Below are 25,644 nucleotides of genomic sequence, written 5' to 3' on the forward strand. Positions count from 1 at the left end.
TCTTTAAACTACTTCATCATATATAGGTTCCGCATTTTGCAGTTTCTCAACTTTTTCTTCTTCACCGGTTTTGGCATTAATAAAGATCCTATACGTATCATCACCGAGCATCCCCATGAATTCAAATACTAATACCTCTTCATTTAAATCGTTAACGATGACTGCCAATCTATCTTCCATTACCTTTAAATTTGGATTAATGGCTTCTTTCGCTTCTTTTTTACTAATAGCAGGTTTAGGAATGTCACGCTTTTGATGATGAAGGAGATATTCTTCTGCTGCAAATCCGATAATTTGTCCATTATCGAGAGCTACTTTAATTTTAATTGCATCAGGGTAAACCCTTACTCCATCAACTAATGTTACATACGTAAATACACCTATATTATCATATTGTGTACTTTCAAACATTTCTAAATCCTGAAATTGATTATCTTTCAAAAACTCCGTCGCTTTATTTGCTGCTTCATTTAAACTAATATTTTTCTCTTTGACTTCACGATTTTGGATATACCATATTGGATATCCACCTTTTTTCGTGACATCCATACTTGCTTCAATATTTCGGTTCTTTATAGAAACACTGTAGAAACCATAATTTGAACCTTTCCCATTCTCAGCCACTTCGACGTCTTTGACTTCTTTCATTCCAGTGAATTTTTTAAGGATGTTTACAGCGTCTTTTTTGGAAATCTTTTTACCCTGAATGTTTTGGTAGTTCTCATCTTTTTTCTGAGAATCTACAAACGTTGGTCCCCCGAAATTTGCTTCATCATATCCTTCTATCGTTTTTTCGACCGTTTTAAATCCATCAATAATGGTATTATCTGCATTTTCTTTACCAGTTGCCAATGCCATCTCAACATCCATCCATCTTAAGTTGTTCTCCATAACAAGATGTTGAACTTTTCGAAGTTCCCCTTGAATATCAGCGCTCTCTTTATATAACTTCTCTAAAGACTGATACTCCTCTTCTGTTAATGGTTTTTTATCTAAATCCCTGACAGCTACACGATAACTGAAATCACCTATTTGAGAGAGGAACTCTTCTGTTTTATTAAACGGAAGTAAGGTTAAAGGTAACTGTCCAACATCACTATGTGCTTGAGAGGTTAGTCTCCACACATCTGCCAAAGCTGGAGATAAAGATTTCCTTGAGTTCATTGCTAAAGTGGTCCCAATTTTATCATGTAATAAATCAATTTGATAAGTTAGTTCATGGAATGCACGTTGATAGTTATTTTCAGCACTAATTAAAATGGCATTTTTCTCTTGATGTTCTTGATAACCCCAAAATGCTGTTCCGGCAATCCCAACGACTAAAATGGTTATAAGTATTCCACGTATCATTTAAATCACCTCTTTATTTACAGAATATGTGCTTGCCTATTTGTTTTATTTGAGGCCTTGACCATATCCAATCACTTGTAGCAGTAACCGGATTGAAATAGTATTGCGCATTCCCTGTCGGATCCCAGCCATTTATTGCATCTAATACAGCTTTTTTTGCTTGTTCATTTGGGGTTAACCAAATTTGCCCATCTGCAACTGCTGTAAATGCCCCCGGTTCAAAAATAACTCCTGCTGCTGTGTTCGGGAATGACGGACTATCGATCCGGTTTATAATAACCGCTGCAACCGCAACTTGGCCTTCATATGGCTCACCTCGAGCCTCTCCATAAACCGCATTAGCCATTAGTTGAATATCATTTTGCGAATATCCCTCAGGTGTATTGACAGCTGTTGATTTCTCAGGCTGTGGCGCTGGCTTAGCTGTACCACCTCCGCCTCCACCGGTAGTACCACCTTTACCTCCACCTTTAGTTTGTTTTTGAAGATCCATACCACCATAATGGGTAAATTTTTTTCCTTTTCTAATCTGTTCTTGAACAAATTGCTTGTTATATTTTGATGCATTTGTGAGCTTTTGTTTAGTTTTGTCACCAACAAGACCGTCAATTTTGAGACCAAATTCATATTGAAAATTTCGGACAGCCCAATAAGTACCCCAGCCAAAGACTCCATCGATTTTTCCATTATAATAACCGATGTATTGCAGGCGTGATTGCAACTCTATGACATCATCCCCTGTAGCCCCTTTTTGAATAACCTGATTTGAAAATGCATCTGCAGGATGTTGACTTCCGGAAAGGGATACTAGCGACAATATCAGCACCATGATTACTAAGGTTGTGATCAACTTGATGCGATTTTTCATAATGCCTTTACCTCCAAATCTTGTATTAACATTAAGGCTAGTTTTTGTAGAAGAATCCATTTTATGCATTCAATTAGATTTAAGAATGATAATCCAAATAAAAAAGAACCCATGAAAACAGGTTCTTAAATAAATTCCTTTTTAATTGTTTGATTTTTATAATGCTTTTCCGTTAGTCTATGAGCATGCTTCACTTTTCTTAATCCCAACCACCAGAGAAATAGCATAAATGGGACCATATAATAGATCCAGTTTTTCTCTGAAAGCAAAATATAATTGTATGTTCCATGTAGGAAAATCGGTGTTATTAACGACAGAGATAGCCAACGAAGATGATGATGATGCAATGAAAATTTTCCTTTACCCAAATAATAACCCATGATCACTCCGAATAACGCATGACTTGAAACGGGTAATAATGCTCGAACGAAGGCAATTTCAACACCATTTCCAATGAGATATAGAATATTTTCAACTGTGGCAAATCCAAGAGAAACACTAGCTCCATATATAATACCATCATATGGTTCATTGAAATCAATATGTTGAAAGATAGCAAAATACAGAATAAACCATTTGAAGAACTCTTCTAAAAGTCCCGAAGAAAAATAAGCATCCATCCAGCTGCTATTTGAAAGCCCTTCTGTCGATAGGACATATTGAATAAACATGATTGGAAATGTTAATAGTGCACCATATATAAACGTTTTAAATACTAATGCAACTGGTTCAGCATCATATTGGTCCCGTAAATAAAAATAGCTTAATAGCGCTAAACCAGGAGCTATTCCAGCTGATAAAATCACCAGCATATAAAATCCTCTTTTCTTTCTGTTTTCTTAATCGTATCATGTATATGAGATAATGGAAATATAAGTTTTCTTTATTGCATTAAATGAATGGGGGAATAAACATGAAGGCAAAAATTTTAATAATACATACTGGTGGAACGATTTCTATGACGGAAGATAAAGCCACCGGATCTGTAAGTCCCGGACAATTAAATCCATTGTCAAAGGAAACAGCCGCTTTAAGTGATCTAGCTGATATATCTGTTCAAGAGGTATTTCATCTACCATCACCACATATAACACCTAGTCATATGCTTCAATTAAAGAACACCATCGAAGAAGCTTATAATAAATCAGCATTTGATGGTGTAGTGATTACACATGGTACTGACACTTTAGAAGAAACAGCTTACTTTTTAGACTTAACGGTAACTTTACCAATATCCATCGTTGTCACGGGAGCCATGCGCTCAAGCAATGAAATTGGAGCAGATGGACTCTATAATTTAATCTCGTCAGTGAGAGTAGCGAGCGATGAGGTTTCTAAAAACAAAGGAGTGCTCGTAGTACTAAATGATGAAATTCATTCAGCTAAAAATGTGACAAAAACCCATACCAGTAATGTCTCAACTTTTCAAAGTCCACAATATGGCCCAATCGGAATTGTGACAAAAAGAGGAATCTCCTTTCATCATCACCCTATTAGCCAAGAAAATTATGCTGTAAAAGATTTAACAAAAAAGGTGACATTAATTAAAGCATATGCAGGAATGGATTCTGGATTACTTTTTGCGATTAAAAACCTTCAATATGATGGAATTGTAATCGAGGCACTCGGCCAAGGGAATCTCCCTCCCCAAGCAGTAGAAGGAATTGAAGCTTTAATAAGTGCAAATATACCCGTAGTACTTGTATCAAGATGCTTTAATGGAATAGCACAAGATGTATATGGATATAGTGGTGGAGGAAAACACTTAAAGGACATTGGCGTCATTTTTTCAAATGGATTAAACGGACAAAAAGCAAGAATAAAATTGTTAGTTGCCTTATCAGAAACATGTGATATGAAAGAGCTGGCTGAAATTTTCAAGAATTGATTGAGGGGTTTTTCCAATGGGAAATGAGTTTTTTTCATTTAATGACCTACTAGTTTCTTCTCGATATATTCACAGTATTTCTCAAGTATTTACCTAATTGAAAAAGCTGAAGGATTCTACCCTTCAGCTTTTTCTATTGATTATCGCTTTAGCAATTTTCCCGCCGTGAAATCTTCCGTTTTCAATAAAAATTTCATTTGCATTATTTCCAGCTGCAATCACGCCGGCAATAAAAATCCCACTTACATTTGTTTCCATCGTATCTTCGTCAAATTGTGGTCTGCCTGTCTCACCATCGATTTCGATACCCATTTTTTCAAGAAAATGGTGATCTGGATGGTAACCTGTCATGGCAAACACAAAATCATTTTTTATTTCTTTAGTTTCTCCATTAACCTCATACGTTACAAGTTCTTTTGTAAATTCTTTTACAATTGCATTGAACTCCATTTGTATACTTCCGCTACGGACTAAAGCATCAAATTCTGGTAATATCCATGGCTTTACACTTTTAGAGTACTCATTTTTTCTATAAAGAACCGTAACTCTTGCTCCTGCTTTATTTAATTCTATCGCAGCGTCTACTGAAGAATTTTTTCCACCAATGACTACGACATCAGTATCAAAGAAGGGATGTGCCTCTTTGAAATAGTGAAATACTTTATCTAGCTTCTCTCCAGGTATACCCATGTAATTGGGGTTATCATAATAACCAGTGGCAATGATCGTATATTTAGCATTGTATTCCATTTTTGAAGTGACCACATGAAAGGATCCATTTTCACTTTTAGATACTTTTAACACTTTTTCAAAGCGATTCATTCTTATATCTTTTAGCTTTGCTACCTCTCGATAATAGGTCAAAGCCTGATTTCGTTTCGGTTTATGTCCTTCAATAATAAACGGAACATTTCCAATTGCTAATTTCTCACTTGAACTGAAAAACGTTTGGTGTGTGGGATAGTTGTAAATCGCATTCACAATATTCCCCTTTTCAATGATTAGCGGTTCTATCCCTATTTCTTTTAAAGCGATAGCAGCCGATAAACCACAAGGACCTCCGCCCACAATGATACATTGTTCCTTTCGCATGTGTGTCACTCCTCTATATCAACCCATTAAATCTTTTACTATTCTGTTTCGATTAACTTTGTTGAATCTACGTTAACTTTTGACTCCCATTTGTTTCTAAACTCAGTAAAAGGAGCTTGGCTCGATGATATTGATTCATATTCTTTTATAAGCACTTTAAAAAAATAAAATTCAAGAACATCCATTATATTTATATGATTGAAAGATTTACTGTTTTTATCCTAATAAAAAAACTCCCATCTATTAATGATAGGAGATTTCTTATTTGCATGCAAAAAATTTGTATTAAAATTTAGCACTTTATACAAAGGGTATTAAATCCAGCCTCTGAAGCGACATGCTTCAGCCATCTTTCTTACCCCAACCATATAAGCTGCTAACCTCATATCTACTCGTCTTGATTGAGCCGTTGTATAGATATTTTCAAAAGAGTTCACTAGGATTTTCTCTAATTTTTCTTCCACTTCTTCTTCTGACCAATAATAACCTTGGTTATTTTGTACCCACTCGAAATAGGATACAGTCACACCACCAGAAGAGGCAAGAACATCTGGAACTAATAAGATATCTCTTTCAGTTAATATTTTTGTTGCTTCAAGAGTAGTCGGACCATTTGCCGCTTCCACTACAATACTCGCGCGAATATTATGTGCATTTTCTTCAGTAATTTGATTTTCAATCGCTGCAGGCACTAATATATCACAATCAAGCTCTAATAATTCTTTATTTGAAATTGTATTTTTAAATAATTTCGTCACGGTTCCAAAGCTGTCACGACGATCCAATAAATAATCAATATCTAATCCAGCAGGATCATGTAATCCACCATATGCATCTGAAATACCAATCACTTTTGCACCGGCATCGTGCATAAATTTAGCTAAAAAGCTCCCTGCATTCCCAAACCCTTGAACGACGACACGTGCTCCTTCAATGTTGATTCCTTTTTTCTTTGCTGCTTCTCTAATACAAATGGTTACCCCTTTTGCCGTAGCGGTTTCTCTTCCATGAGACCCCCCTAAAACAATAGGTTTTCCAGTAATAAATCCAGGTGAATTAAACTCATCAATACGACTATATTCATCCATCATCCAAGCCATGATTTGAGAATTAGTGAATACATCTGGTGCTGGAATATCCTTGGTAGGACCAACGATTTGACTAATCGCACGTACATAACCCCGACTTAATCGTTCAAGTTCTCTAAAGGACATATCTCTAGGGTCACATATTATACCGCCTTTTCCTCCACCATAAGGTAAATCAACAATTCCACATTTTAAACTCATCCAAATTGAAAGGGCTTTCACTTCTTTTTCTGTAACATTTGGATGGAAGCGAATTCCTCCCTTAGTTGGACCTACTGCATCATTATGTTGGGCTCGGTAGCCAGTGAAGACTTTAACTGTTCCATCATCCATACGAACTGGTATTTTTACTGTTAGTAATCTAACAGGTTCTTTTAATAACTCGAATACTTCATCGGGATATCCTAGTTTTTCAAGTGCATGATGTATAACGGTTTGTGTGGATTGCAAAACATCATGTTTATCTTCATTTGTTGTACTAACTGTACCTTTCTCGGCTACCATTTTAAGTAAACCTCCCAGTATTTTTGCTAATGGACGGAAAGTTTGTCCGCCTTTCAGACATAGTATACACCTTTGGAACATGCTTGCAAAGATTAAAATATAAAATAATTCAGCTGTTATTGAAAACGTTACCATCAACGTATTTGCGCTCTTTCACTGATAGTAAATTCTGAAAAAACCAAAAAAAAATGAGAATGACCAAGTAATCAGTCAGACCCTCATTTGTATAATTCTTTTGAGTGAAACACTTAGTATTTTTTATTCGATTGAGAAAAACGAAGTGATTTTTTTTAGGGCATAATTCTTAAGAATGACCTTACCATATTCCTCCAAAACATACACGGTTTCACAAGAGATGCGACCGTATTCACATCCAAGAGCTCCTACAACTGGATGGAGCTTAGAGTCCCAATTATGGAATATTAAGTAATAGTGTCCTTCTTTATAATAAAGAGACGTTACCCCTTGGTCTTCTATGTGTTTCATACGATGAGAAAGAGAGATAACATCTTCTATCGAATCAAATTCAAATATATACTGATGAATCGGTGTTTTCTTTTCAATTACTGTTACATAATCATCTTCATAAAGATCCTCTATATCCAATGTAACGATTAATGTCATCTCATTCGAATTTAACGAGTGAATTTCCACCGTTACAGCCGATGTCGAATCCAATCCATATAGGTCTTGAATCTCATCAAGCATTTCTTCGAATAAATCATGCCAAATGAGTGATTCTCTCCATTGATCATTATCTAATAAACCTTTATCCTCAAGCTCATCTATCGTAATAGAAAACTTTACTTTATTCGCAGAAAGTCGCTCAACCTTCATGAACTAAGCCCCCTCGAGTATGACTAGTTATGATCATACTATGTGAGAGGATTATGTTGGTTCATCTTTCCGGCTCAAAGATTATTCTAATTTCCTTGAACCATGGATCCCCATTTCTATTACTTTCTTGTTAAGGTTAATAAATGCGTTTCTGCCCTTGCACCTAACCTAAGTGGTAATGCTGTTGTACCATATCCATTACTTACAACTAACGTAGTGTAGGGAAATTCTTCAATGCCACCTTTTTTATATAAGCCCCACCCAAGAATTCTAATTTGCCCTCCATGAGTATGGCCACTTAAGACTAATGGGACATTATGAGTGTTATTCATTTGTTGGACAATACTAGGGTTGTGGCTTAAGAGGATAGTGAATTGGTCTTCTGCTTCACTCGATAATGCATCTTCTAATGAGTCTCTTTCTAAACTTACATCATCGATTCCTGCCAATGTAATTCCTTTTGTAAGCTTGACTGAATCATTCTCCAGTATCCTCACATCATATTTTTCTAGTAACGTTACAAACTTTTGATGATCTACTTCATGATCATTATTACCCCATACAAAATAGATTGGAGCAATTCTTATTAACTTCTGAATATTTTTTTCTACTCTTTCGAAAGGAACTCCCTTTTCCGTCAGATCCCCGCCAATAATGACCAGGTCGACTCTATTTATTACTTTATTAACAATTTCAGTTGAGACCTTCCGTCTATGGATATCTGTTATAAAAAAGATTTTTAATTGGGTAACTTCTTTTGGAAAATCATTAAATTTTATCGTTTTCTCACTTAACACATTTTGAAATGCTTGACTCAACATGTATAAAAAGAGTAGAACACAAAATATACCGAATGAAACGAATAATCCAGTCATGTTGCCCTCCTCTTTCGCGTCCTAAAATCTCCTGAAATCATACCATAAATAATTCCAAGTCCGAAATAGATAATCGTTTTCCAAAATCCAAATAAACTGAGAATATAGAAGCTTAAAATATGTAATGGAACAATAATGAATTCGATATTTATTTTCCTTCTAAAAATTTTTAACACCAATAAAATACTTTTCTGAGTCAAACTTGCATTTAGCAAAAGTCCGCTAATAAATGCAATAGATGCAGCAAAAAATTGAAATGGTTCGATCACTAATTGGGCAATCATGTCAGATGGATTTGTTAACACACTTGGGGTCCATGCGATAAATAAATATCCTGCAAGAAACATCATCGTGACTTTCATTAGATCCTTAATCAAAAAAATCCCTCCCATAAATTTTATGAGAAGGATTCGAATTCATACTGAACTTTTAATCTTCTTGAATATGGAGAACTCTGAAACCTGATTTTTCTAGTTTTTTAATAAATTTATCTATATTGTCTTTTTTCTCTATTTTCATCACTATTCTACGAAGAAGCTTATCTGATTCATCGAATGTAACAAGAGAAATCACCGATTCGTGATATTGTTGAATAATATCTCCCAAACGAGCAATACGTCCTTCTGTCTCTACAGAAGTAAACGATATCCGAACACCTTCCTGATTCATTCCAAAAGCACTTTGAAATTGTGCAACAATATCGTACCTAGTGACGATACCCATAAAAAGATTATCTTCATTAACGACTGAAAGAATAGGAAAGTCTTTTAATTCTAATAATGTTTTCTCAAAAATCTCATCGCCAACTAAGAGCTTTTCATTATATAGAGCAATATCCTCAACCTTTGTTTCCTTCACAAATGAATCTTTGTCCAGATTAGAGTGAAAATATTTTTTATAAATATGATGTCTCGTAACGACCCCTAAGTATTTGTCATCGGATAATACAGGGACACCATCGATACTATGTTCTTCTAGAACTTTCAACGCTTTCTCCACACTATCGCCTTCTTGCACAACAAAGCATTTATGCTTAGGAATCATTGCACTTTTAACGAACATCTTCATCACCTCGCTGAATTTTTAAAATTATCATTATATTTAAATATTTCAATAAAAAATCATTAAATCCTCTTTTTAATAGCCTATTATGTGAATTATATTACATCATGGCCCATATGATTAGTAAGAATACATCTTTTAGGAGGGTACTGAATGAGTAGCCATTACAAAAGCTATCAACCCTACGTCAGTCCTTTTGATCCATGTAAACCAATTAGAGTTAAAACATACTCTACTCCGCCAAACTTATATTTAGGATTTCAGCCACCTGGACTTCCACAATTTAGTCCAAAAGAGGCTTTGAGAGCAGGGACACTTTGGAAGGTGTTCTATGACCCTTACTACAGCCCTTATGAATCAAATAAGGGAGGAGATGACGAATGACCCAAATGCCAAAGGAGTACTATGAACTTCTTGAAGAACTTCAAGTAGTTGATTTTGTTATTTGTGATTTAACTCTTTATTTGGATACCCATCCAGATGATTATGAGGCCATTGAACAATATAACCAATTTGTTAAAAAGAGGAAGTCTGTAAAAAAACAGTTTGAAAAGCAGTTTGGTCCACTAACACATTTCGGTTATAGTTACTCAAATTATCCGTGGGATTGGAAAGATGCACCATGGCCGTGGCAAGTTTAGCAAAGAAGGAGGTCATATTACATGTGGGTATATGAAAAAAAGCTTCAATATCCAGTAAGAGTAAGCACGTGTAATCCAACATTAGCAAAGTTTTTGATTGAGCAGTATGGGGGTGCTGATGGCGAATTAGCAGCAGCTCTCCGATATTTAAATCAAAGATATACGATTCCAGATAAGGTGATCGGTTTATTGACAGATATAGGAACGGAAGAATTTGCTCATTTAGAGATGATTGCGACGATGATTTACAAGCTTACAAAAGACGCCACCCCTGAGGAAATGAAAGCGGCTGGTCTCGGCGCTCATTATGCAAACCACGATAATGCCTTGTATTATGAAAACGCGGCAGGTTCCCCTTGGACCGCAACCTATATTCAGGCAAAAGGAGATCCCATAGCTGACTTATATGAGGACATAGCAGCAGAAGAAAAAGCAAGAGCAACGTATCAATGGATTATCAATATGAGTGATGATCCAGACTTAAATGATGGCCTTCGATATTTACGTGAAAGGGAAATCATTCATTCACAACGTTTTCGAGAAGCTGTAGAGATATTAAAAGAGGAAAGAGATAAGCAAAAAATCTTTTAGTAAGCAGGGTCGTCTTTCAAATTACTTTTTATAAACGTCAAAATAAGGGGATCGGATGATTGATGATTTTTCATCCCCCTTTTTTTTATTTGCTCTCATGATAGAGATTAATATCCCATTCACTTTTCATAAGCTCATAGACTTTATGTCTTTTTTTCCATGCCTCGTCTTTCCAAAGGTCCTTACTTCGATCGATAATTTCACATCTTAGTTCATGATATTCTTTTTCTGCTTTTTCTTTTTTAGTGTAAAGAACCTTTGTAGCTCCAAAAAGTCCAATACATAGAAGAGAGAGATTAATAAATAATGAAGAGGATACAAAAGCAGAGACCAGTGCTTCAAAGGAAAATGAGTAAGGGTTGAACAATACCTTTGATAGGTAGTACATAAATAAAAAGGAAATAAACACTGAAGTCCACAATAATATCAAATGTTTCTTTTTGAAACTGTCAAATTTTTGTTTTCTCCCAATTAAATTATGTAGCATTTGCTTAGTCGCTTGATCTGTCCAGCTCTCTAACATAATAATTTTTGAGTTCATTTGGCTCCCTCCCCTTATCATTGTATGAGCCTGTCCTACATAATAGAATGAAAAACAGCAGTCATTTAGAAAATAGCCTCTATTAAAGGGTGAGGTTACGTCAGTACTTGATAAAAAAGACTGACTCCTATTGTCAGCCTTTATTATCCCCACTATAATGCTTTTGGAAATTCTGCATTGGAAACAATAACCTCCATATAATCGGAAAGTAGATGATCCATTATTTCTTCCCATGATTGTTTTTCCGCATATTTTCTCGCATTGCTCTTGAGGTGTAAATAAAAGCTATGATCCCCAATGACCCTTTCAACTGCTGCTACAAATTGTTCGGTATTTTGAGATTCACAAATTACACCTGATCTATTGTTTTCCACTATACTTGTGACCCCGCCTTTGTTAGAGACAATGGCAGGAATTCCCGATGCGAAAGCTTCTAATACAACATTCCCGAACGTTTCAGTTGGAGATGGGAAGAAGAACACGTCTGAAGATGCATAAGCTTCTGCTAAATCATTCCCTTTTAAATACCCAGTAAATGTAACGTTTTCATTTTGAAGCTTTTGCTTTAATTCGGATAACCCTGGTCCACTTCCGACAATAAGCCAATGGATTTGCTTTTTGGTTTCAGGAGAAAGTTGGTTAATCGTATTTACCAGTGTTTGCAAATCTTTTTCTGGTGCTATTCTTCCAGCGTAAAGAAATACATATTTTTCCTTGATATGATACTTTTCTTTGAGTGAACTTGTTCTTTTAAGAGGATGAAAAAATTGACAATCTACACCTCGGCTCCAAACTGTTACATTTTCAAACCCATGTGCAATTAAATGATCTTTTGTCTCTAAAGATGGAACAAAGATTTTATGAACTGGAGCATGGAACCATTTCATATACCGCCATAGTACAGGTGAGATGAATGACATTTTATAATAATCTAAATAGCGGTCAAAATGAGTGTGATAGGACGCAACAGCTGGTACTCCTAATTTCTTGGAAACGTGGAGTCCATACAACCCCATTGTAAGGGGGGTTGCAATATGAATAAGATCTGGGGCAAAACCCCTTAGTCTTTTTTCGACCGTTTTAGGATTGGCAATGGCTGTTCTACATTCAGGATAAAAAATAAAAGGAAAGCTACTGAATTGATGAACATTCGGGTAATTGGGACTGTTTTCTATTTCCGGAACGAAGAGTTCATGCTCAATACCTCTCTTATTCAGATGGTCACTAAGTTTTTTCAATGTACGTGCAACACCATTGACTTGTGGAAAATACGTATCACTAAAGATTGCTATTCGCATAAAGACTTGCCCCCTTTTATTAATTGCCATCTTTATGAAATGGATTGCTTATTAATTAATATGCAAAAAGATAGAAAATAACCGAGGTAACGATTCCTAATAATGATCCCACTATGACATCAGAAGGATAATGTACTCCCAGAACCACTCTAGAAATGGCAATTAATGATGATAGCGGCAATAAAATCATGATTAAAAATGGATACTGAATCATAAAGGGTGTCGTTATTGCAAATGCAGCAGTTGAATGGCCAGATGGGAATGAATGATCTTTAAATGGATGGCCATAAACGATTACATCAGGTAATACTAGATAGGGCCTGATCCTACGTACAAACCGTTTTACTCCTTGGACAAGAAGATGACTAACGGTTAAGGAAGAAATGGAAAGGATTGCGGTTACTCTTAAGGTTGAAGAAGATTGACCAATAAAGAAAATGAATAGTAATGCTGAAATCGTAAATCTTGCTCCTCCAAGGTGAGTAATCCCTCGGAAAAAAGTAATCATTAGTTCTTGTAAGCCGTTAAACTTATAAAAAAGAGTTTGGTCATACTTTGCGAACTGATTCCTCATTCGTTCCATAATTATACTCCTTTCGAATTTCCTATATACTTCTATTTTATGGAACTAATGTAAGTGTATTTGTAAGACAATGTAAATATTTCATAAAAAAATATTACATAAAAATGAAGAAAGGCGACCCAGAACAAAGTGTCAGAAATTCGCCATTTCAAGATAAGTAATAAAACCAAATGGATTTATTCTATATCTCAAAAGAGTGAGGCATTCCGACCTTTTTGGGTCACCTTCGTATTAAAACTTAGTTTTATAACGGAATTTTTAATACCTGGCCTAAATGAATTTCATTTCCACTAATTCCGTTAGATTGTTTAATGATGTTGATTCCATTTTGTGAATGGTAGTATCTCATGGCGATACTAAATAGAGTCTCATTAGTTTTAACAGTATGATAGACAATCGTATCCTCTGAACCTTCTTGAGAAGCACTACTTTCTGTTTCTGGTTTAGATTCCGGGTCTTTCTCTGGGTCCCGCTTAGGTTTAGATTCTTTCTTTGAAACCATTTGAACCGCCTTGCTCTTTGTTTCTTTTGAAGGGCTGACCTTACTAACCTCACCACTATCATCTTGTTTTTCTTCAGTGGTTATCTTAAGGCTTTTCTCTTCTGCTTCTTCTTCACCAACACGGATTGCCTCATTACCAGTACCTGATGAATCTTCCCTCTCCTGAAGAATAACTTCTTCATTGTTATTCTTTTTCTCTATAAGTGGCAATCCCGATTTATTAATATAAGTGTATATAGCAAAGAACGTAAGAGGCAGTAAGATAAAAAATACTAATAATAGTCGTATTAATGGATATTTGACTTTATATTTCGTTTTCTGTTTTTTTTCTCTATGAAGTTCTCCACGAGGCGGTAATGACTGTTTTTCCACCTGTTGTTCATCTCTTGGAACTCTTTCAATTCTTTGTCTTAATTTTTCCGCTTGATCACGATATGGATCTCTTTTCATGAACCATCCCTACTTTTTTTAACAGATTGAATTCGAATATGGCACCCTAATAGAAAATCAATGGTAAAATGCATGATTATCGTCGCAGATAGACTGCTTGTCCACTCATATACAAACCCGATCAATAAACTTAATACAACAATATTTATTATTAGGAATCCATTCCTCCAATATCGAATATGGACGATTGCAAAGATTACGCTTGCAATTAAGAATCCAAAGTGGAATTGGATAATCCCTCGAAATAAGATCTCTTCACTTAATGCGATTAGAAGTGAAAGTAATGCTATTTCTCCCGGATTTCTTCTTGAAAAGATTCTTTGATTAATGCCACCATCATCATAAAGATTTTCAGGTAGCTTTTTCATTAAAATGATATCAAGAATCACGACAATTAGGCCAAAGCCAAGACCAATTAAAGCAGTACGGAAATTTAAATTGAATTGGTTAGTAAATGTGTCCATGTCTTCAAATAGAAATATACCCAAAAGGAATGAAATCGTTAGTAGTACAACTTGAGTAGCATACAAATGAAAGCTTAATTCTCGATCCGATATCTTTTTTATTATTTCGGCCTGATTATTTTTCATTTGTTTTCACACTGGTAATAAAATCTTTTTTAGTTGTTCTTGCCAAGATGTATCTTCCTCGTATAAATTAGTATCTTCCTTTGATTCATATTGTTCAAAGGTCAGCCCACACCAATCACAACAATTTGGTATCGTTTCTGACTTGCTTTCATCAAAAAGGGAAACAAGCCTACTTCGTTTACACCCTTGTCCCGTTATCCATAATAAAAATTCAACTATTTTTTCTTTTTTGTAATTAGTTCTTCCGTCTCGAATATTGATGATCTTTTGTGAAATTGATAGTATATCATTCGTTCCCCTGTTAATGAAATAATCATGATAGTAGTTAATAAATCTTTCTTGAATATCTGTTAATTCTAATGAATCTTTTGTTTTTCTCTTATCTCCCATTATAAGCTTTAAATATTCCTCAATCTGAATGTTTGATGGCAGTTCATTTTCTACAATTTGAAGTGGTAGCTGCTCATCCCTTTTACAGTATAAAAGGAGTGCTAAACTCATCATACCATCCCTTCCAGCTCTTCCAATCTCCTGTAGATAGGACTCAATACTTGTTGGCATATGAAAGTGTATCACAAATCGTACATTTTCCTTATTAATCCCCATTCCAAAAGCACTTGTTGCACAAATTACATTTAATTTATTGTATAAAAATTGTTGTTGAATCAATATTCTTTGTTCTTGATCCATTCCTCCATGATAATAGGCTGTTTTTGTAAGTCCCTGGTCTTTTAGCCACTCTGATGTTTCCTCTGCTAGTCGTTTGCTGGAAAAGTAAATAATTCCTGGCTTCTTTAGCTTTTTAACTATCTCCAATAAATTTAGCATTTTATCTTCGTGGTTTTGAACTTCCTTGACCATTAATCCAATATTTGGGCGATCGATTGAATAAACATATTCTTTAGCGGCGTGAATATTTAATGTCTTTTTAATATCACTTCTCACATATTCTGTTGCTGTAGCGGTTAAGGCTAAAACGATTGGTTGATTGAATTTTTTTCTTATGGTCCCAAGCTTCATATAGTCTGGTCTAAAATCGGGGCCCCATTGTGAAATACAATGAGCTTCATCAATGACATAAAGAGAGATATCCAATACTGTTAATTTTTCCAGAATAGTAGGGTTCATGACCATTTCAGGTGAGATGAAAATAAATTTAAATTGGGTTAATTTCCTTAATATCTTTTTTCGTTCAGAAAATGACAGGAAGGAATTAAGAGCAATGACTCTCTTCTCCCCCATCACCTTCATTTGTTCAACCTGATCTTGCATTAAAGAAAGCAAGGGAGACACGATTAATACATGTCCATCCATTCGGTAACCCGCTAATTGATAACACAATGATTTACCTGTGCCAGTTGGCAGCATAGCTATGGTATCATTCCCGTTTAATACAGACTCAATCACATCTCGCTGACCTATTCTAAAATGGGTATACCCAAAGCGTTCTTTTAAATCCTTTAATAAATTCATACTTGATCACCAAATTTCGCAAGAACTAATCGAATTTGAAAATAAGACAATAGCGGAATTTTTTCTTTAATGAGCTTTAATTTCTTCTGGTTTATTATTTGTGTAACCTCAATGACACATTTTTGGGCTTCTGGATGAACATAGTTGTCAATAGAAAACGTTGGATCTGCCAATGCAATTTCAACAAGATGATCTTCAATGGTGCTTTTTTTAAGTTTTCTAACCTTAGCGATGACGTCCATTTCCATCCCCCTAGTTAAAAGCCTGTAGGTTTCTTTGGTCGAATGGGTTAAAATTTGCGCTTGGTTTTCTTGTTTTAGTAATGAATAAAGCAGGGGAAAGTACCCATTGTTTTCTAATACTTCAATGACTATATAATGCAATACGTTCAAATACCTATATCGAAATTCATCAGGGTCTATTTTTAATTTCTCTGCTGCTTGCAATGTGGTAAGGCCAATCTGCTCTCCACCAGTTAACATATTAGTAAAGAGAACGGGATGATCAGGAAAGTCTTCATTTGAAAGCAGTTTAATAAGTTCGTCAAAGAGGATACGATTTAAATCATTAATATTTTCTTTGTTTTTTCGCAAAAACATCTTTATCCATTCTTGAATTTCTTGTTCTCTTTGAACTGGATAATACTTTAGCTCCTTGCGAGAATAATGCGAGAGAACTTGGACTAGTAGAGACAATCTCTTCCACCAAATTAAACTTGAATCCCCCACTTTCCATCCGTTAAGTGAACTTGGGAATGGATGGTCTGTAAAAAAATTCTCAAGTTCATCCTTGCCTTCATGGCTAATGTAATAATGATTATTTTGATGTCCAAGGAAGCCCTTATCTTTTAGCGCTTGAATGTGATGATCAAATTGTTTTCTATCCAGCTTAGGGTAACTATTAAAGAACTCGGAAACTTGATACAAATGTCCATCTTGAATGGTTTGTGAAGATTTTTTTCCTTTTAAAAGATGGTACACAGCATACTCCGTTCTTTCCCCTTTCATTTGTTTCAAGCAGAATAAAATAATCGCCTGAAGGTAGGACATTCGATACATTCTCCTTTTAATCGACAATAAACTTCTATTGTCAAATATTGTACCATGAAAATCAAAGATTGAGGCGGTTTCTTTCATAATTGAAAGGGTATAGTTAAAAAGAGGAGCTGGACACTAGGAAAGCGTAAGCGCCTTTGTCTGGCCGACAAGCATAAAATGAGGGACATAGAAAGGGTGCCTTTTCCCTTTCTATGCGGCTTGGCTTATGACTCGAGGGACTAGGTGCTGAGCTGGACACCATATAGGTAGAGGAAGTCCAAGTAATAAGATACAGAAAAACTTTCACCATAACTTCAGGATTTATAGAGCTTTCTTTTTTTGAGGGATCTGGCTTTTCAATACCATTGATAATAGATAATTTTGTAAAAATTACATGAAAACGTTTTCTTATGTTGAAAAGTTTAGGGTTCCCTATTAGAATAAAAACTATGAATTCTTTTTGTAGCATTTCTTTTAAAAAATGTATAATGTTAAATTATATAGATAATTCTCCGGGAGGTTTTTTCATTGCCAAAGTATACGATTGTAGATAAAGACACATGTATCGCATGTGGAGCTTGTGGTGCAGCGGCTCCAGATATTTACGACTATGATGACGAAGGAATTGCATTTGTAACCCTAGATGATAATTCAGGAACAGTAGAAGTTCCTGATGTTCTTGAAGATGATATGGTGGATGCATTTGAAGGCTGTCCAACTGATTCTATTAAAGTGGCCGATGAGCCATTCGATGGCGATGCACTAAAATTTGAATAGCCATATAATATAAAAACGAAATGTATCAATGACAAAGGAACTATTACCAAGATAAAAAAGCGGTTGGATTTTAATCCAACCGCTTTTTTAATTAAGCTGCTCTCTTATATGTTAATTGTTTTGTAAACCATGATTTCATTTTCGTGAATAATAAAGTAAATAGAATGGTGATCATGATACCTTTCAGAATATTAAATGGCAGAATTCCCGTAACGATAATCTCACTAGGTAGGTTAAAATTCATGAAATATTTATAAGCAGGTAGGAAAACAAAATAATTTAACACACTCATTATGATAGACATAATGAAAGTTCCCACAACCAAGCCTATTAATAGACCTTTTTTAGACTCAAAATGTCTATAGATATAATAGGTCGGCAGGACAAATAATATACCTGCTAGAAAATTGGCTGTATGGCCAATAGGAACTCCAGTATCGCTACCGGTCATAAAATAATCCAATACATTTTTAAACAACTCCACCAAAATTCCTGCAATAGGTCCAAATGCTATCGCTGCTATCAATGCAGGAATATCACTGAAGTCCACCATTAAAAAGCTTGGAAACGGTGGTAGAGGGAAATTTAATAGCAATAGTACATACGATAATGCACTTAGCATCCCAATTGTGACAAACACGCGAGTATTCAATTTCTTCATGTTCCTCTCTCCTTTTTGTGATTTATCTCACGTAAGAAGAAAGGTCTTGCCATCGAATAAAGAAAAGTGGAAGCCCTTATATAGCACCATGGCTTTGCTTGGCGCTGGAGCTTAACATAGATAAACGATTTTATCCATAACAACCCCATATTTAGACTTTCTTTTTCATCCTAAAAAATCTCCTAAGAATAACCTTAGGAGAACTTAAAGGCATACCCGAATAAACGTTCAAATGCATATTTCTTGAACGCTGGCTCAACCTTCATCTTCTCCCATCCAGACTGTACTGTCGGCTTTGGAATCTCACCAAATCCTGCCCAAGAAACAGGCTCGCGGGCTTAGAACATGATCATTCATTACCGCCGGTCGGGAATTGCACCCTGCCCCGAAGACAAATCTTTATTTTTTTACATGATTATTATACAAAAAAAAGAAACTTATGTGAAGAAAAATATTTCGAATTCAAGATGAAATTCCTTTGCAAGAAAAAAATTATATTAATGACTCTCATTTGTCGGAATCTTTAAGGAATCTCCTGTTACGATTGTTGTAGTATGTAACCCATTTAAACGCTTGATTTCACCTACTGTAACTTTATACGTGTGAGAAATCGACCAAAGTGTTTCACCACTTTTTATTGCATGTTGTATGAATCCTCGTTTGCCGACCATTTCCTTCGATACTTCTACAACTTGATATGGATCATGTACTTTTGCAAATACACTTTGTCCCACCTCTCCATTCCCAAAAACTATATAAGGGTCAATGGCCAATTCCTTTTTTAGATTCCATTTCCCTTGATGAATTTCAAAATGAAGATGGGTACCCGTAGAACGGCCCGTATTCCCCATTTCACCCACGACCTGTGCCTTTTCAACACTTTCCCCTTCCCTTACTAAACGCTTATCTAGATGGGCATAAACGGTCTCAAATCCGCTTTCATGTTTGACAAATACTACATGTCCATAAGTGGAAGAATAATATGATTTACTAACAGTCCCATTATCAACACTAAATATTGGTGAACCAGCTTCACCAGCAATATCTATTCCTTTATGATGTCCTCCTCTTGTACCAAATGAATCTGTTATCGTTCCTTCGGCTGGAAACACCCAATGAAGTGTATCACTTATTTGTAGAGGTTCTTCTGCTCTAGCTACTCCACCGAAAATAATTAAACTTATACAAAATCCTAAAGCCCCTGCAATTAATATTCTTTTTAAAAAATCTGTCATTTTGTTCCTCCCATTAAGAAAAACTTCATTGACGAACATTTTCTTCAATGAATTATTTAGTTAAACCCGTCAAATAAACTACCTGATGAAAGACTTTTTCATTACCTCAATAAACTGAGAAATGGACAAACTAGCAATTTTATCCTATACAGAGCTTACCCAAACACTAATGTCGGATACAGAAGTTTACTTTTGAATCAGTACAGTATTTGCCTATACAAATTTTAAATAGGTATGACGCTACAAATTATGTAAGCTTGTCCTTTCATAGAACTTTATAAAAAATAGAAAGGGTGTATTTCGCATTTTTTCCTTTCAGTAGTCTCTGTATATTTAAGAATAATATGTATGCTAGGTTATGTTTTTATCCTAAAATATAAACACATCAGCCAATTTTTTTGTGAATGAGACTAAAATGACAGCTATTATAAAATTTCGCATACAAAAAAGGCTTTCCCTTAGCCATGGTGTTAGGAAACAAACAAAGTTGTTGCAAAACCCATGTGGGAAAGCTTTAATTAAGGTAATATTTTTTTATTTGGACTAACTGGTACTTCCACAGGCTCAGTAAAGTTAAAACTTTCCCATTTTGGTGGTTCAATGTTTTCGAAAGTAACTTTTTTATAACCAAACTCGCTAGCTGTTAAAAGAATCCCCTCTACTAACGCCATACTTTCTTTCGAATTAAAATCGTTCAAATTCATCTGATGCTTGAAGGCTATATTTACAGTAGTTCCATTTCTGCTCACATCGAAGGATATTTTACTTGGTAGAATAGATTTATACATACTATTAGGGGCTGCCTTCATGGCATTTAATGCTGCTTCAACCGTGTCATAGCTTTTATTCCCTTTAACAAAATAGGAATCGTTGTTGGATAATTCATATCGATAATAGGCTTTCTTGGTCATTGTTTCCTCAACTTCAATTTTAGGAATTGAACCACTATGTGAAAATTTCGGCACTTTACCATCATGTGTTTTAAGGACAATTTCTTGAAAACCTGAACCAATTAAAGAATATTGGAAAATCTTAATAAAATTATTTTCGGTTGTACTACTTTGATCAATTTGATGTTTTTCCGGAATGGTGTATTCTAATGTTTCATGATTGATTGAAAGTTCACCATCTAATGGATAGGTGTCTTCAAACCCCCACTCTTTTTCGGGGATCTCCTTAGAAATGGTGTTGAAACGTGTCAGCCAACCTTGATCATTTTTCTCCTTTTTCACAAGTACACTCACTGGAACAGTAGTAGCATCGGTAGTGATGAATCGATAATAAAAGGAATCGTAATGAGACAGATCTTCACCATACACTGATAATTTGTTTGTTGTGGCTGGTACCATTTCCATTTTTTGATTTGGTCCTTCTTTTGAAATGGCTGCATCATTTGATGATTCATTTTGTGTAGATACATTTCCATTACGTTCCACTTTCTCTTCTACAGATTTGTCAAAACTATATAATTCTTGGGCTTCATTGGAATTCTCCATTTCCGAATCTTCAGAAGAGGAATATTGGTTTATGAAAGTAGGAGTGATGAAAGCAAGAATCAAGATTGCTGAAATAGTGGCAATAACAGGAAGCCAAGGTTTCACTGAAAGACGTTTGTTCATTTTCCTCTGCACATTGTAATAAACTTCATTAGGTGAACGACCATCTTTTATTTCGGGTAATTTCTTTAATAGTTCTTCAATCTCATGATCTTCCCATTTTAATTGACTCATGTTCACTCTCCTCCTTTCTAATTTTTTTATTCATCTTATCTCTTAACGCTTTGACAGCACGATGTTGAGTCGTTTTCACTTTGCTTTCCGTCCAACCAAGTATACTTGCGGTCTCTGAAATCGAGAGTTCTTGAATATATCTCATCACAATAACTAATCTTTGATCGGTTGTACAATGTTCCAGACATTCATATAGCACTTGTACTTCCTCATTTTGTTCTGCTATTTCTTCAGGAAGAATTGCTTCATCTTTTATTTGCTGACGATTCCAATCAAACTTTTCTAGAATTTTATTCTTCCAACCTTTTTGCTTACGAAAATAATCAATGGCTACATTTTTTGCAATCGAAAATAACCATGTTTTCTCAGAACTTTTCCCTTGAAAATTTTGATAGGATTTCATTACTCGAATATAGACTTCCTGGACAAGATCCTCAGCCTGCTCCCGGTTTCTAACCATATAAAGTAGAAACTGAAACACATCATGATGATACTTATTGTATAATTCCTCAAAAACGGAGTCCAAACTTTTCCCCTCCCCGTTCATTATATTTGTCGGTTTATTTGTATAAAAGTTACACTATCTACTATAGTATTTATATCGAATGAAAGGAAGATAGGATTTCATAATCTAGGAGAAAATATCATACTTTTTGGTTCTGACTAATGACTAGCCCTTTAATACAAAAAACCTTATTCCTAAGAATTTATCTTAGACATAAGGTTTTATCGTTCACAGGTCATAACGTGTAACCAATATTTTCGGGGCTATCTAAAAAGGGAATAAGAACCGCACTATTCTCCCGTAGATAGAAGATGATCCGGAGACTTTCTTCTATCTGTTGAAGTTATGATCGCTTGTTCCTTGATTAAAGACAGCCCTTTGTTTTTATTTGTAATTTAATAAGGGGGTAATTTTTGAATCGTTCCCCTGCGTATTAGCATGTGCATAAATTTGAAATCTCGTGCGTTTCCTAGTCATTTTCGAGCACAAAATTAGATTCTTGTGGATTTCCTCTAAACTCTTGTGCATAAAATGAAAAAGTTGTGCATGACGACATTCAAGAGAAGGAAAATAATGATTCTCCTTAAGCATGAAGGAGCTAGAAAAAATAATCATATGAATGCTTAAGGAAAAACAAGAATAAGTGATACATTTCATCAAAAGTTAGTCTGTAGTACGACATATTGTGTGGCATAGTAGAAAATGGGGCAGTCCGAAAAGGGAAAAAATCTATGAAAGTTTAACAATAGAAGAAATCAATATGTTTAAAATCAAAAATGTCCCGTCTAATTGTAAAAATTGACTTATCAGACAGCCCCATGTCAGAATTCTGTTTCTCATGGAACAAGATTAATCGTCATGTATCTTCAATAGTCATGACATTCTAACATACCGTTATGTCGTTTCATTAGGGAGTTTAATAGAAAATGTCGTCCCATGATCTATTTTGCTTTGGACAGAAATCGTCCCCTTATGCGCTTCTATAATATTTTTCGCTATAGCTAAGCCAAGTCCTGTTCCCGATTTCCCTCTTGTTCTAGCTTTGTCTGCTTTGTAAAAACGTTCAAATACAAATGGAAGATCTTCCTCAGGAATTCCAGATCCTGAATCACTTATATTAATCCTATAAGAATGTGAAAATGGGATAATGTTTACATGTACAAAGCCCTTTTCCGGTGTATGTCTTAACGCATTATCAATTAAGTTTGTCAATACCTGCTCCATACGATCTGGATCTATCCTTATTACCTTGTCTGCAATATTACTTTCATGATGAAAACTTAATTGAATATTTTTGTCCTTAGCAATGCCGTGAAATTTATTCGTAACTCTTTCAACAAAGCTTTGAAGGACGACATTCTCCTTGTTTAATGAAATATGTCCTGCTTCCATTCTCGCTAAATCCAATAGGTCATTAACTAGACGTCCCATTCTTAATGACTCATCATAAATAATTTTTGCAATTTCTTTTTTCTCTTCTTCCGTTCCTGCGATGTCATCGACAATCGCTTCACTATATCCTTGAAGCATACTAATAGGTGTCCTGAGTTCATGTGATACATTGGCGATAAAGTCTTTCCTGAGTTTATCCAGCCGTCTTTCCTCAGTCATATCCCGAACTACAACGACAGCCCCGCGAACATTTTTATCGTTATATAAGGGACTTACAATTAGCACATAAGATCTTCCTTGGAGAGTGATCTCACCTGTTTGTTCGTATTCACTATTAATAACACCTTCTAATAGTTCCTTTACTGCAGTTGGGACAGGCTCTTTACTAATTGCACCTTGCTCGTAATACCAATGCTGTAGGAACCTTTCAGCGGGAGGGTTCGTAATTAAAATCGTTCCATCGCGATTAAATGTCATTACCCCATCAGCCATACTGCTAAGAATACTGGATAACTGCTCTTTTTCTTGACTTAATGCATTAATATTAAACATAAGCTGCTTGCCCATTTGATTGAATGCCGTTGCAAGCTCTCCAATTTCATCATTTGTTAGGATCGGTACTTTCGTATCAAATTTCCCTCTAGCTACCTCAAAGGCTGCTTCTCTCATTTTTCTTAATGGGGCTGTAATCCGAGTCGAAAGAAAGAATGCAAATATAGTCGTTAGAATAATAGCGATTCCTGCTGCGAGTAAAATTAAGTTCGTTGTTGAGTGTGTCGTATTTTTGATGGCTTCTAATGATTGATAAATATAAACTGCGCCTTTTTCACCATCTGAAAATGTGATTGGTTTACCAATCACCATAATATTTTCATATCGATTGGAGGTCGTAGTATTCTCTTTTAAGGTCAGTTCCTTTGAAACAGAATCTTGTTTCTCTCTAACATTCTTTAATTCTTCATCGCTTTCGATCTCCTCTTTAAGCATATCAGCAGAAGAATCTTCAGAATAATATTCCCCATTGTTCGCCACTATCGTTAGTCCAACTGGTGCATCAGCAATTTCTCGGGCGATTTCCAGGCCTAGATTTATATCTTCATGTCCTTCCATAACCGTTGCAATTTTAGTAGCTGTCTTCTCTAATTCATCTTTCACTTCATCCACATGGTAATTCTGGAAAAATTCCAACAGTAAAATGGTTAGAATGAACAATACAAAAGAAACAAGAAGAAGTATTGTCATCCATAGCTTCCCAACAACACTTCTCCACAGCCTCATTTAGAAGCGACCTCGAATTTGTATCCGACTCCCCAAACCGTCACAATCATTTTGGCAGCATTCTCAGATACCTTGTTTAGCTTCTCACGCAGTCTTTTCACATGAGTATCTACTGTTCGTAGGTCTCCAAAGAATTCATAATGCCATACTTCCTTTAACAGGTGCTCACGGTCAAATACTTTATCTGGTGCCTTTGCGAGAAAGTACAGTAATTCATATTCCTTTGGTGTTAAATTTACTTCTTTCCCATCTGCCGTCACCCGATGGGCATCATTATCGATTGTCAAATGTGGAAATACGATTAAATCTTTCGCCTTCGAGTCTGTGTTAAGAAAGCTTGTTGTGGATGAGCGACGAAGTAAAGCTTTAACTCTTAGAACTACTTCGCGAGGCGAAAACGGTTTCACAATATAGTCGTCTGTTCCAACTTCAAACCCTTGAACCCGATTTGCTTCTTCACCTTTAGCCGTTAACATGATCACAGGAGTCGCTTTCTTTTCCCGGAGCTCTTTACAAACTTCGATTCCATCTTTTCCTGGCATCATTAAATCTAGTAGGATACATTCGTAATCGTTGTTAAGGGCTAGTTCAAGCGCTTGTTCACCATCTTCAGCTTCATCAATACTATAGTTTTCTCTTTCCAAATACATTTTTAATAATCGTCGGATTCTTTCTTCATCATCCACTATAAGAATTTTCACTTCTTGATCCATAGGATTGTCCACCTTTCTCATTCTTCATTTACACATATCATTCTATTAGAAAAAAGGGGCGGAACAAAAGTTCAGTCGCCCTC

27 protein-coding genes and 1 riboswitch are annotated in these 25,644 nt (G+C 35.4%); of the genes, 5 read left to right on the plus strand and 22 right to left on the minus strand.

All coding sequences use genetic code 11. The annotated features are described in order from the left end of the window. Nucleotides 1-3: 3 nt before the first annotated feature. The 3 genes from ypeB to prsW all read right to left on the minus strand — a co-directional run bounded on the left by ypeB (nucleotide 4) and on the right by prsW (nucleotide 3,030). Nucleotides 4-1,350 carry a germination protein YpeB gene (gene ypeB / locus JOC86_RS04365; RefSeq protein WP_205168533.1) on the minus strand — a complete coding sequence of 449 codons (1,347 nt, stop codon included), beginning with the start codon at nucleotides 1,348-1,350 and terminating at the stop codon, nucleotides 4-6. A 13-nt stretch (nucleotides 1,351-1,363) separates the two neighbouring features. Then, nucleotides 1,364-2,179, minus strand: coding sequence for a spore cortex-lytic enzyme (gene sleB, locus JOC86_RS04370; RefSeq protein WP_419096030.1), 816 nt, complete (start codon nucleotides 2,177-2,179; stop codon nucleotides 1,364-1,366). 164 nt (nucleotides 2,180-2,343) lie between these two features. Beyond that, a complete protein-coding gene (gene prsW, locus JOC86_RS04375) occupies nucleotides 2,344-3,030 on the minus strand; it encodes a glutamic-type intramembrane protease PrsW (RefSeq protein WP_205168535.1) in 687 nt (228 codons plus the stop codon). Nucleotides 3,031-3,131: 101 nt separating this feature from the next. On the opposite strand from prsW, the gene JOC86_RS04380 reads away from it, so the two are divergent. Beyond that, nucleotides 3,132-4,106, plus strand: a complete 975-nt coding sequence (locus JOC86_RS04380; RefSeq protein WP_205168536.1) for an asparaginase — start codon at nucleotides 3,132-3,134, stop codon at nucleotides 4,104-4,106. A gap of 123 nt (nucleotides 4,107-4,229) precedes the next feature. Here JOC86_RS04380 and JOC86_RS04385 read toward each other — a convergent pair whose 3' ends face one another. The 6 genes from JOC86_RS04385 to JOC86_RS04410 form a co-directional block, all read right to left on the minus strand. Continuing rightward, complete coding sequence (locus JOC86_RS04385; RefSeq protein ID WP_205168537.1) at nucleotides 4,230-5,198, minus strand: YpdA family putative bacillithiol disulfide reductase; 969 nt, start codon at nucleotides 5,196-5,198, stop codon at nucleotides 4,230-4,232. A 314-nt stretch (nucleotides 5,199-5,512) separates the two neighbouring features. Then, a complete protein-coding gene (locus JOC86_RS04390; protein ID WP_205168538.1) occupies nucleotides 5,513-6,790 on the minus strand; it encodes a Glu/Leu/Phe/Val family dehydrogenase in 1,278 nt (425 codons plus the stop codon). 258 nt (nucleotides 6,791-7,048) lie between these two features. Next, entirely contained in the window at nucleotides 7,049-7,627 is a 579-nt protein-coding gene (locus JOC86_RS04395) for an adaptor protein MecA (protein ID WP_205168539.1), read from the minus strand. 119 nt (nucleotides 7,628-7,746) lie between these two features. Further along, nucleotides 7,747-8,502, minus strand: a complete 756-nt coding sequence (locus JOC86_RS04400) for a metallophosphoesterase (RefSeq protein ID WP_205168540.1) — start codon at nucleotides 8,500-8,502, stop codon at nucleotides 7,747-7,749. Then, a complete protein-coding gene (locus tag JOC86_RS04405) occupies nucleotides 8,499-8,879 on the minus strand; it encodes a hypothetical protein (RefSeq protein WP_205168541.1) in 381 nt (126 codons plus the stop codon). Before JOC86_RS04405 ends, JOC86_RS04400 begins: the two co-directional genes overlap by 4 nt. 52 nt (nucleotides 8,880-8,931) lie before the next feature. After that, nucleotides 8,932-9,564: a CBS domain-containing protein gene (locus tag JOC86_RS04410; protein ID WP_205168542.1), complete on the minus strand. Its 633-nt coding sequence runs from the start codon at nucleotides 9,562-9,564 to the stop codon at nucleotides 8,932-8,934. Nucleotides 9,565-9,717: 153 nt separating this feature from the next. Here JOC86_RS04410 and JOC86_RS04415 point away from each other — a divergent pair, with 153 nt between their 5' ends. The 3 genes from JOC86_RS04415 to JOC86_RS04425 are packed head-to-tail and all read left to right on the plus strand — an operon-like array spanning nucleotide 9,718 to nucleotide 10,796. Then, entirely contained in the window at nucleotides 9,718-9,948 is a 231-nt protein-coding gene (locus JOC86_RS04415) for a spore coat associated protein CotJA (protein WP_205168543.1), read from the plus strand. Then, nucleotides 9,945-10,205: a spore coat protein CotJB gene (locus tag JOC86_RS04420; RefSeq protein ID WP_205168544.1), complete on the plus strand. Its 261-nt coding sequence runs from the start codon at nucleotides 9,945-9,947 to the stop codon at nucleotides 10,203-10,205. The genes JOC86_RS04415 and JOC86_RS04420 overlap by 4 nt, the downstream gene beginning before the upstream one ends. A gap of 21 nt (nucleotides 10,206-10,226) precedes the next feature. After that, on the plus strand, nucleotides 10,227-10,796 hold the full coding sequence (locus JOC86_RS04425) for a manganese catalase family protein (RefSeq protein ID WP_205168545.1): 570 nt from the start codon (nucleotides 10,227-10,229) through the stop codon (nucleotides 10,794-10,796). 85 nt (nucleotides 10,797-10,881) lie between these two features. On the opposite strand, the gene JOC86_RS04430 is transcribed toward JOC86_RS04425, so the two are convergent. The 7 genes from JOC86_RS04430 to JOC86_RS04460 form a co-directional block, all read right to left on the minus strand. Further along, nucleotides 10,882-11,337: a DUF2663 family protein gene (locus JOC86_RS04430; protein WP_205168546.1), complete on the minus strand. Its 456-nt coding sequence runs from the start codon at nucleotides 11,335-11,337 to the stop codon at nucleotides 10,882-10,884. 152 nt (nucleotides 11,338-11,489) lie between these two features. After that, nucleotides 11,490-12,635, minus strand: coding sequence for a glycosyltransferase family 4 protein (locus JOC86_RS04435; RefSeq protein WP_205168547.1), 1,146 nt, complete (start codon nucleotides 12,633-12,635; stop codon nucleotides 11,490-11,492). A 55-nt stretch (nucleotides 12,636-12,690) separates the two neighbouring features. After that, complete coding sequence (locus JOC86_RS04440) at nucleotides 12,691-13,218, minus strand: phosphatase PAP2 family protein (protein WP_205168548.1); 528 nt, start codon at nucleotides 13,216-13,218, stop codon at nucleotides 12,691-12,693. A 244-nt stretch (nucleotides 13,219-13,462) separates the two neighbouring features. Beyond that, a complete protein-coding gene (locus tag JOC86_RS04445) occupies nucleotides 13,463-14,170 on the minus strand; it encodes a LysM peptidoglycan-binding domain-containing protein (protein WP_205168549.1) in 708 nt (235 codons plus the stop codon). Continuing rightward, a complete protein-coding gene (locus tag JOC86_RS04450; protein ID WP_205168550.1) occupies nucleotides 14,167-14,760 on the minus strand; it encodes a CPBP family intramembrane glutamic endopeptidase in 594 nt (197 codons plus the stop codon). Before JOC86_RS04450 ends, JOC86_RS04445 begins: the two co-directional genes overlap by 4 nt. A gap of 6 nt (nucleotides 14,761-14,766) precedes the next feature. Then, on the minus strand, nucleotides 14,767-16,233 hold the full coding sequence (locus JOC86_RS04455) for a RecQ family ATP-dependent DNA helicase (RefSeq protein ID WP_205168551.1): 1,467 nt from the start codon (nucleotides 16,231-16,233) through the stop codon (nucleotides 14,767-14,769). Further along, a complete protein-coding gene (locus tag JOC86_RS04460) occupies nucleotides 16,230-17,282 on the minus strand; it encodes a YpbB family protein (RefSeq protein ID WP_205168552.1) in 1,053 nt (350 codons plus the stop codon). Before JOC86_RS04460 ends, JOC86_RS04455 begins: the two co-directional genes overlap by 4 nt. A gap of 516 nt (nucleotides 17,283-17,798) precedes the next feature. Here JOC86_RS04460 and JOC86_RS04465 point away from each other — a divergent pair. Further along, nucleotides 17,799-18,047 carry a ferredoxin gene (locus tag JOC86_RS04465; RefSeq protein ID WP_205168553.1) on the plus strand — a complete coding sequence of 83 codons (249 nt, stop codon included), beginning with the start codon at nucleotides 17,799-17,801 and terminating at the stop codon, nucleotides 18,045-18,047. A gap of 91 nt (nucleotides 18,048-18,138) precedes the next feature. On the opposite strand, the gene JOC86_RS04470 is transcribed toward JOC86_RS04465, so the two are convergent. The 6 genes from JOC86_RS04470 to JOC86_RS04495 all read right to left on the minus strand — a co-directional run bounded on the left by JOC86_RS04470 (nucleotide 18,139) and on the right by JOC86_RS04495 (nucleotide 25,561). Further along, the gene (locus JOC86_RS04470) at nucleotides 18,139-18,708 is read right to left on the minus strand and encodes an ECF transporter S component (protein ID WP_205168554.1); all 570 of its coding nucleotides are present in this window, start codon (nucleotides 18,706-18,708) and stop codon (nucleotides 18,139-18,141) included. A 260-nt stretch (nucleotides 18,709-18,968) separates the two neighbouring features. Next, nucleotides 18,969-19,105, minus strand: a riboswitch (FMN riboswitch). A 100-nt stretch (nucleotides 19,106-19,205) separates the two neighbouring features. Continuing rightward, nucleotides 19,206-19,943 carry a peptidoglycan DD-metalloendopeptidase family protein gene (locus JOC86_RS04475; RefSeq protein WP_205168555.1) on the minus strand — a complete coding sequence of 246 codons (738 nt, stop codon included), beginning with the start codon at nucleotides 19,941-19,943 and terminating at the stop codon, nucleotides 19,206-19,208. A gap of 518 nt (nucleotides 19,944-20,461) precedes the next feature. After that, nucleotides 20,462-21,673: a hypothetical protein gene (locus JOC86_RS04480; RefSeq protein WP_205168556.1), complete on the minus strand. Its 1,212-nt coding sequence runs from the start codon at nucleotides 21,671-21,673 to the stop codon at nucleotides 20,462-20,464. After that, the gene (gene sigX / locus JOC86_RS04485; protein ID WP_239587377.1) at nucleotides 21,645-22,199 is read right to left on the minus strand and encodes an RNA polymerase sigma factor SigX; all 555 of its coding nucleotides are present in this window, start codon (nucleotides 22,197-22,199) and stop codon (nucleotides 21,645-21,647) included. Before sigX ends, JOC86_RS04480 begins: the two co-directional genes overlap by 29 nt. 873 nt (nucleotides 22,200-23,072) lie before the next feature. Beyond that, nucleotides 23,073-24,848, minus strand: coding sequence for an ATP-binding protein (locus JOC86_RS04490; RefSeq protein WP_205168558.1), 1,776 nt, complete (start codon nucleotides 24,846-24,848; stop codon nucleotides 23,073-23,075). Next, the gene (locus JOC86_RS04495) at nucleotides 24,845-25,561 is read right to left on the minus strand and encodes a response regulator transcription factor (RefSeq protein WP_205168559.1); all 717 of its coding nucleotides are present in this window, start codon (nucleotides 25,559-25,561) and stop codon (nucleotides 24,845-24,847) included. Before JOC86_RS04495 ends, JOC86_RS04490 begins: the two co-directional genes overlap by 4 nt. Nucleotides 25,562-25,644: the final 83 nt, after the last annotated feature.

The organism is Rossellomorea pakistanensis (genome assembly GCF_016908495.1).
Classification (GTDB): Bacteria; Bacillota; Bacilli; order Bacillales; family Bacillaceae_B; genus Rossellomorea; species Rossellomorea pakistanensis.